We start from the raw sequence: 5772 nt of genomic DNA, 5'->3' as shown, positions 1-5772 counted from the left end.
GTTCCGCGGCGGGCGGCAGCGGCAGCGGCGGCGGCGCCGACGCGGGCGCCGGTGCCTCCGGCGGTGGCGGCAAGAACGGCGACCCGGCAGGCGGTACGGGCAACTCCGCTGCGGGCGCGGGCAGCTGGGGCGGCGGCGGAGGCCAGGTCCCGGCCAACTCGGAGCTGCCCACGTGCCCGCCCAGCGCCGTGCAGTGGGAGGTCAGGAGCGTCAAGAACGAGTACGCGGCGGGCGAGCGCCCCCGTCTCGAACTCCTGGCCCGCAACACCTCCGGCAGCAGCTGCAAGGTCGATCTCGGCCCGAAGCAGGCGGTGCTGACCATCCTTCAGGCGAGCGGCAACAAGGCCGTGTGGTCCTCCGACCACTGCCCCCGCGGCGCCGGCAACGCGTTCTTCAAGCTGCCGGCGCAGGGCCAGACCACCCAGGCCCTGGAGTGGGACCGCACGTTCAGCGCGGCCGGCCAGTGCCAGGCGCCCCCGGCGGGCAACGCGGGACCCGACACCTACGTGGTCGAGGTCAAGGCACCGGGCATGCCGGTGGCCCGGACGTCGTTCGTGCTGAAGCAGGACTGAGCGGGGCTGGGCGGGGCTGGGCCCTATCCGGGCCCGACCCCGGGCGGCGGGCCGGACCCGGCCCGGCAGCCTCACATGGTCCAGCGCAGGACGGCGCCCAGGCCGCCCGCCGGGCCGGGCATCGACTCCGGGACCACCAGGACCTCGCAGCCCGCCGCCACCGCGGAGCGCAGCAGCGCATCGTCCGCGCGGGCCTGCACCGGCTTCTCGACGCCCATGGCACGGGCCTGGCCGCGCTGTACGGCGACATCATCGGCGCCGGGACCGATCCACACCGCGCGCCCCGCGTCCGAGCCGTCCGGCGTGAGGAGCAGGGTGGCCGCCTGGTGCGTACGCAGGGCGTCCACCACCGCCGGCACGCCCTCCGCGGCCTCGCCGGGCCCCGTGTCCACGGTGGAGGCGCGGTGCTCGCCGGGGCGGCCGCGGCCCTTGCGGAAACGCTCCAGCACGCTGTCGAGCCGGTTGCGGGCGAACGTCTCGCGCACCTGCGAGATCTCCCGGTCGAGGACGCTCCGCGAGGCACCCGGCGACCTGCTGCCGCTGTCGATCTCGACGGCGGCCTCCCGCAGCTGCACGGGGAGCCGGTCGTGGACGGCCCTGCGCTCGCGCGCATCGCCGGCCAGGATCAGCAGCTGGGCGCCGGTCTGCGGCATCTGGCGCACGAGCTCCGCCGCGATGATGTCGGCGGTCTCGTTCCAGGCGTTCTCCACCTTGTTCCGGTAGTGCCACTCGTACCGGTCCTCGGGGATGCTGCGGTGCCCACGGCCCTGCCATTCCTTTCCCCGGGTCTCGCCCACCGGCATCCGGCGGTGACCGTCGTGCAGCTCCAGATCGGCGCCCGTGCGGTCGATGTACGCGACCAGGCAGCTCGGCTCCTCGCCCCTCAGCTGGGCGAGCGGCGTCAGATGCGGCAGGACGGACCAGGTCGCCTCGGTGGAGACCGGCGGCCGGGCGAGCGGGATGTCGAGGAGCACCTCGCCACCGGCGGCGAACAGCGCCCGTCCGGGCGGCGCCGCGGAAACGGGTTCCTGGGCGAGCCGGTCGGCGACGGCCCGGACGGCGTACGCGTCGGCTCCTGCGTCGATGAGCTGGGAGGCGACCGTGCGGTTGCGGAGCTGCTGGATCTGCTGCGCGTCCTCGGTCGCCCGGGTGGTCTCGACGTAGACCGAGGCCCAGGGTCCTTGACTGGCGTAAAGCGGTTTCAGGAAACCGAGATCCATGATGACCCCCATGGCTGGGACGGCTGGCAGGACGGACCGTCGAGCGGCCGGGTCTGCCGTTCTCACCGCGGTTGCCCACGGGCCCGGGCGGCAAACCGCCGCCGCGCGGGGGATCAGACGTAACGAATCAAACGTAACGAATCAGACGTAACGTTCCAGGATCGAGGACTCGGCCAGGCGGGAGAGGCCCTCGCGGACGCTGCGGGCGCGGGCCTCGCCGACGCCGTCCACCGTCTGCAGGTCGTCCACGCTCGCCGCGAGCAGCTTCTGCAGTCCGCCGAAGTGCTCCACCAGCCGCTCGATGATCGCCCCGGGCAGCCGCGGCACCTTGGCCAGCAGCCGGTAGCCGCGCGGCGAGATCGCCGAGTCCAGCGTCTCGGGGGAACCGGTGTAGCCGAGCGCGCGGGCCACGATCGGCAGCTCCAGCAGTTCGGCGTGGGTGAGCGAGTCCAGCTCGGCCAGTGCCTCGTCCACGGTGCGGGAACGCTTCGCCGTCGGCTCCGGCACGTAGTCGCGGATGACCAGCTCCCGCTCCTGCTCGATGCCCACCGTCAGCTCGTCCAGCTGGAGCGACAGCAGCCGGCCGTCCGTGCCGAGCTCCACGACGTACTCGGCGATCTCGGTCGCGATCCGGCGGACCATTTCCAGCCGCTGGGCGACGGCGGTGACGTCGCGGACGGTGACCAGGTCCTCGATCTCCAGCGCGGACAGCGTGCCGGCCACCTCGTCCAGGCGCAGCTTGTACCGCTCCAGGGTGGCCAGCGCCTGGTTCGCCCGGGACAGGATCGCCCCGGACTCCTCCAGAACCCGCCGCTCCCCGTCGACGTACAGCGCGATCAGCCGCATCGACTGCGAGACGGACACGACCGGGAACCCGCACTGCTTGGACACCCGGTCGGCGGTCCGGTGCCGGGTGCCGGTCTCCTCGGTCGGGATCGACGCGTCCGGCACCAGCTGCACGCCGGCGCGCAGGATCTTGGTGATGTCCTTGTCGAGGATCAGGGCGCCGTCGAGCTTGCACAGCTCGCGCAGCCGGGTCGCGGTGAACTCCACGTCCAGCACGAAACCGCCCGTGCACATCGCCTCGACGGTCTTGTCCATGCCGAGGACGATCAGCCCGCCGGTGTTGCCGCGGACGATCCGCTCCAGGCCGTCACGCAGGGCCTGACCAGGGGCAACGGCCGTCAGCGAGGCGCGCATCAACGCCTCGTGCTTGGAGCTCGCGCCGGACTTCCCGGGTGCTGCTGCCCCGTCCTTGGCTGCCACTGCACTCCTCCGGTCGCGGGTCGCGCCGCCCGGACGCGGCCGGGCGGACCAGCCCAAAGTCTACCGGCGCCCACCAGACCCCCGCCGAACCTTCTTGCCAGGGGCTCCGCCCCCACACCCCCGCGCCTCAAACGCCGGCGGGGCTGGAATGGGCCGGGCTGCGCCGGGGGCCGGTGTCCGGGTTGGACCCGGGTTTCGCTGTCGGGGGCTCCGCCCCCGCACCCCCGCGCCTCAAACGCCGGCGGGGCTGGATTGGGCTGGGCTGTGCCGGGGGCCGGGGTCCGGGCTGGACCTGGGCTTCGCTGTCGGGGGCTCTGCCCCCGGGCCCCCGCGCCTCAAACGCCGGCGGGGCTGGAATGGGCCGGGCTGCGCCCCGTCAGGGGCGCGGGGAACTGCGCGATCAGCCACAGGGGACCCGCAGGTCCGCCACGGCCGGGATGGCCCCCGAACAGGGGTGGGGGTCCGGGGCGGCAGCCCCGGTTACGGGAAGGGGCGGGTAGGGGAAAAGGCCCCGCGCAGCGGCCCCGCTCCGCCCCGCCCCGCTCAGCCCTCGGCCGGCGCCGGCTTCGCGGAACGCCGCGCCCGCGGCAGCACCCGCAGCGCATCCCCCATGTCCGCGACCTCGATCACCTTCATGCCGGAAGGCACTTTCCCCGGGTCCGCCGGCACCAACGCATGCGTAAAGCCCAGCCGATGCGCCTCCGCAAGCCTCCGCTGCACACCCGTCACCCGCCGCACCTCACCCGCCAGCCCAACCTCCCCGATCGCCACCAGATTCTTCGGCAGAGGCGTGTCACTCGCCGCCGAGGCCAGCGCGAGCGCGATCGCCAGATCGGCCGCCGGCTCCGACAGCTTCACCCCACCCACCGTGGCGCTGTAGATGTCCCGCTTGCCCAGCGCGCTGATCCGCCCCCGCTGCTCCAGCACCGCCAGCATCATCGACACCCGCGACGTCTCCAGACCGGAGGTCGTCCGCCGGGGCGACGGGATCTGCGAGTCCACCGTCAGCGCCTGCACCTCCGCGACCAGCGGCCGCCGCCCCTCCAGCGTCACCGTCAGGCACGTGCCTGGTACCGGCTCGGCCCGGCGGGTCAGGAACAGCCCGGACGGGTCCGCCAGCCCCGTGATGCCCTCGTCGTGCAGCTCGAAGCAGCCGACCTCGTCCGTCGCCCCGTACCGGTTCTTCACCCCGCGCACCAGCCGCAGCCGCGCGTGCCGGTCGCCCTCGAAGTGCAGCACCACGTCGACCAGGTGCTCCAGCAGCCGCGGACCGGCGATCGCGCCGTCCTTCGTCACATGGCCGACCAGCAGCGTCGACATGCCCCGCTCCTTGGACGCCCGGATCAGCGCCCCGGCGACCTCGCGGACCTGCGCCATGCCGCCGGGCGCGCCGTCGATCTCCGGGGAGGCGACCGTCTGTACGGAGTCCAGGACCAGCAGGGAGGGCTTCACCTGGTCCAGGTGCCCGAGGACGGCGGACAGGTCGGTCTCCGCCGCCAGGTAGAGGTGGTCGTTCAGCGCGCGGATCCGGTCGGCGCGCAGCCGGACCTGGCTCGCGGACTCCTCGCCCGTCACGTACAGCGTGCGGTGCGCCTCGCTGGCCGCCTTCGCCGCCACGTCCAGCAGCAGCGTGGACTTGCCGACGCCGGGCTCGCCGGCGAGCAGTACCACCGCACCCGGCACCAGTCCGCCGCCCAGCACCCGGTCCAGCTCGTCCACGCCGGTCGAGCGGGCGGCCGCCTGCCGGCCGTCGACCTGGGCGATCGGCAGCGCGGCGGAGGAGACCCGGCCGGCCGCGGTGGTCCGGACGGCGGGCGCGCCCTGCTCCTCGACGGTGCCCCAGGCCTGGCACTCGGGGCAGCGGCCGAGCCACTTGGCGGTGGTCCAGCCGCACTCGGTGCAACGGTAGGACGGCCGGTCCTTGGCGGATGAGCGAGATGTACGGGCAGCCATGCCGCCCACGGTATCGGCCGCCTACGACAGCGCCGCCCGGCCCCGGGCGCGCCGGGACCGGGCGCGCCGGGGCCGGGGCCGGGCGTCAGGGCCGCTGTCCCCCTTCGTGCGATCTCTTCACCCGTAAGGGTTAAAACTGGTCAAGGCTTCCGGACGGTCACCCGCACGCCCCCTACCTTCGCCGGGTGAGCAGCAGCAGCCAGGCAGACCCCGCAACGCGCACCGGCGCACACCGGGCGCACGGGCGCACGCCTCCCGTGGCTCCCGTGGCGGAGCAGCCGCCCCCCTTCCGGCACGAGCCGTATCTGGACGGCCTGTTCACCTACTGCCTGTCGGTCCTGTGCGACCACGACGCCGCCACCGCCGTGCTCGGCGAGGTGCTGGCCGTGGCCGAGCGGAACCCGGGCCGATGTCCGGACGAGGCCGACCGGCGGGCCTGGCTGTACGCACTGGCCCGCTGGGGTTGTCTGAGCCGGCTCGCCGAGCAGCGCCAGGGGCGGGGCGCACACACCGGGAGGCGTGCGCCGGAGCGCAAGGAGGACAGTCGAGCGCCGGGGAGTGCGCCCCGTGGTGCGCCGGGTAGCGCGCACGACACGAACGTGGCGACCGTCGGCGGCAGCTCGGCCGGCCGCAGCGGTTCGACGGGCGCCTACGGCTCGGCGGGCTTTGGCGGCCCGTCCGGCGCCTACGGCTCGGCGGGCTTCGGCGGCGCAGCCGGCGCCGGCGGTTCGACCGGCGGCGGCAGCTCGGCAGGCCGCAGC

At 74.4% G+C, this 5772-nt stretch carries 4 protein-coding genes and 1 pseudogene; 2 read left to right on the top strand and 3 right to left on the bottom strand.

Going from position 1 to position 5772, the window contains the following annotated elements; genetic code table 11:
- The coding region (locus tag GPJ59_RS32515; protein WP_219671510.1) for a hypothetical protein at positions 1 to 572 on the top strand (572 nt) is incomplete at its 5' end.
- Between the two features lie 71 nt (positions 573 to 643).
- Here the strand turns inward: GPJ59_RS32515 and GPJ59_RS32510 are convergent.
- The 3 genes from GPJ59_RS32510 to radA form a co-directional block, all read right to left on the bottom strand.
- Positions 644 to 1792 carry a baeRF2 domain-containing protein gene (locus tag GPJ59_RS32510; RefSeq protein WP_219671509.1) on the bottom strand — a complete coding sequence of 383 codons (1149 nt, stop codon included), beginning with the start codon at positions 1790 to 1792 and terminating at the stop codon, positions 644 to 646.
- A gap of 141 nt (positions 1793 to 1933) precedes the next feature.
- On the bottom strand, positions 1934 to 3058 hold the full coding sequence (gene disA / locus GPJ59_RS32505) for a DNA integrity scanning diadenylate cyclase DisA (protein WP_219671508.1): 1125 nt from the start codon (positions 3056 to 3058) through the stop codon (positions 1934 to 1936).
- Between the two features lie 543 nt (positions 3059 to 3601).
- Positions 3602 to 5011 carry a DNA repair protein RadA gene (gene radA, locus GPJ59_RS32500; RefSeq protein WP_219671507.1) on the bottom strand — a complete coding sequence of 470 codons (1410 nt, stop codon included), beginning with the start codon at positions 5009 to 5011 and terminating at the stop codon, positions 3602 to 3604.
- 266 nt (positions 5012 to 5277) lie between these two features.
- On the opposite strand from radA, the pseudogene GPJ59_RS38045 reads away from it, so the two are divergent.
- Positions 5278 to 5772, top strand: a pseudogene (locus GPJ59_RS38045) (hypothetical protein); the annotation flags it as partial.

Source organism: Streptomyces bambusae, from assembly GCF_019400985.1.
In the GTDB taxonomy this organism is placed as follows: domain Bacteria; phylum Actinomycetota; class Actinomycetes; order Streptomycetales; family Streptomycetaceae; genus Streptomyces; species Streptomyces bambusae_A.
This window is presented reverse-complemented; position numbering and strand designations above follow the sequence as displayed.